1 rRNA gene is annotated in these 2,581 nt (G+C 60.2%); it reads right to left on the minus strand.

The features are described from left to right. Positions 1-2,081 (minus strand): 23S ribosomal RNA (locus HDG68_RS16630); the annotation flags it as partial. Positions 2,082-2,581: the final 500 nt, after the last annotated feature.

Genomic DNA, 2,581 nt, shown 5'->3' on the forward strand with positions numbered 1-2,581 from the left:
GGCTGACCCGTCCTCTTAACCTTCCAGCACCGGGCAGGCGTCAGTCCGTATACATCGTCTTGCGACTTCGCACGGACCTGTGTTTTTAGTAAACAGTCGCTTCTCCCTGGTCTCTGCGGCCCTCACCGCCTCACCGGAGCAAGTCCGGGTCACGGGTCGGGCCCCCCTTCTCCCGAAGTTACGGGGGCATTTTGCCGAGTTCCTTAACCACGATTCTCTCGATCGCCTTAGTATTCTCTACCTGACCACCTGAGTCGGTTTGGGGTACGGGCGGCTAGAACCTCACGTCGAGGCTTTTCTCGGCAGCATAGGATCACCCGATTCCCGCATACGCGGTCACCGTCAGCTCTCACCCGAAAGTCTCGCGGATTTGCCTACGAGACGGGCTACGGCCTTGGACGTGGTCAACCATCGCCACGCCGGGCTACCTTCCTGCGTCACCCCTGTTAACACGTTTACCTACTACCGGTTCGGGTCCCACGCCGCGGGCGGCGGTGTGGCCCGAAGGCCACGGTGCCGCCGTTGGGGCGGTTAGCATCACCGGATTCGGTATGGACGGTTCTTCGCCGGTAGGAGAATATCAACTCCTTGTCCATCGACTACGCCTGTCGGCCTCGCCTTAGGTCCCGACTTACCCAGGGCGGATTAACCTGGCCCTGGAACCCTTGGTCATTCGGCGGACGGGTTTCTCACCCGTCTTTCGCTACTCATGCCTGCATTCTCACTCGTGTGGCCTCCACCACTGGATCACTCCGTGGCTTCACCGCCCACACGACGCTCCCCTACCCACCCACACGCCTGAACACCCGACCGTGGTCGGATGCTGGGCTTGTGTGAGTGCCACGGCTTCGGCGGTGTACTTGAGCCCCGCTACATTGTCGGCGCGGAATCACTTGACCAGTGAGCTATTACGCACTCTTTCAAGGGTGGCTGCTTCTAAGCCAACCTCCTGGTTGTCTGGGCAACTCCACATCCTTTCCCACTGAGCACACGCTTAGGGGCCTTAGCCGGTGGTCTGGGCTGTTTCCCTCTCGACTACGAAGCTTATCCCCCGCAGTCTCACTGCCACGCTCTGGCTTACCGGCATTCGGAGTTTGGTTGACGTCAGTAACCTGGTAGGGCCCATCGGCCATCCAGTAGCTCTACCTCCGGCAAGGAACGCGTGACGCTGCACCTAAATGCATTTCGGGGAGAACCAGCTATCACGAAGTTTGATTGGCCTTTCACCCCTAACCACAGGTCATCCCCTCAGTTTTCAACCTAAGTGGGTTCGGTCCTCCACGCCGTCTTACCGGCGCTTCAACCTGCCCATGGCTAGATCACTTCGCTTCGGGTCTAGACCCGGCGACTATGACGCCCTGTTCGGACTCGCTTTCGCTACGGCTTCCCCACACGGGTTAACCTCGCCACCGAGCACTAACTCGCAGGCTCATTCTTCAAAAGGCACGCCGTCACCCCTGCTACGGAGGCTCCGACGGATTGTAGGCACACGGTTTCAGGTACTATTTCACTCCCCTCCCGGGGTACTTTTCACCTTTCCCTCACGGTACTGGTCCGCTATCGGTCACTAGGTAGTATTTAGGCTTAGCAAGTGGTCTTGCCAGATTCACACGAGATTTCACGGGCCCCGTGCTACTTGGGATCCCCTCCACCAGGCCGCACCATTTCGTCTACGGGACTCACACCCTCTACGGTCCGCCTTTCAATACGGTTCGACTATGACACGGCTTTATGACTGGTCCCAGGACTGTCAGATCCTGGAAGAAGGTCCCACAACCCCGCACACGCAACGCCTGACAGCTTGACACGCATACGGTTTGGCCTCATCCGCTTTCGCTCGCCACTACTCACGGAATATCTCTTCCTGCCGGTACTGAGATGTTTCACTTCCCGACGTTCCCTCCAACCGCCCTATACATTCAGGCGGAGGTGACCGCACATGACTGCGGCCGGGTTCCCCCATTCGGACACCCTCGGATCACAGCTCGTTTGCCAACTCCCCGAGGCTTATCGCAGGCTACCACGTCCTTCTTCGGCTCCTAGTGCCAAGGCATCCACCATGTGCCCTTAAAAACTTCGACACACACTACAAATATCGCTACAGAAACCCGAACACTCCTCGCACCGGCCCACCCCGCGAAGGGCAGACCAGCCATCAAGAGCGCTCGAACATTCTGGGATGCTCGCGTCCACTGTGCAGTTCTCAAGCAACGGACGAACCCGCCGGCAACCGGGCAACGCACCCACCCCCACCACGAAGGCCCAGCAGCTCACGCTGCAGGCATCCTGGGAGGCGGTCTACGACCCACCGACGACCCGTGTCCATCAAGACCCCGACCACATGGCCGGCTGCCTCAGGACCCAACAGTGTGCTCTACCAACCCACCGACACCAGACCGAGCGTTCCCACCCCCGCACCCCGAGCACCCGAAGGACACCCGGACAGGGACGTACTAGCTCGACCCGCCACCAGCAGGCCGTACGGTCAATGTTCCACCCAGAGCAGCCACCGGTCGCACACTCGGCGACCCAGGCGACCCGCGAGACCATCGGCCCCGCTGACCCACCCCCACAGGCCCGA

The organism is Isoptericola chiayiensis, from assembly GCF_013149805.1.
GTDB classification, from domain to species: domain Bacteria; phylum Actinomycetota; class Actinomycetes; order Actinomycetales; family Cellulomonadaceae; genus Isoptericola; species Isoptericola chiayiensis.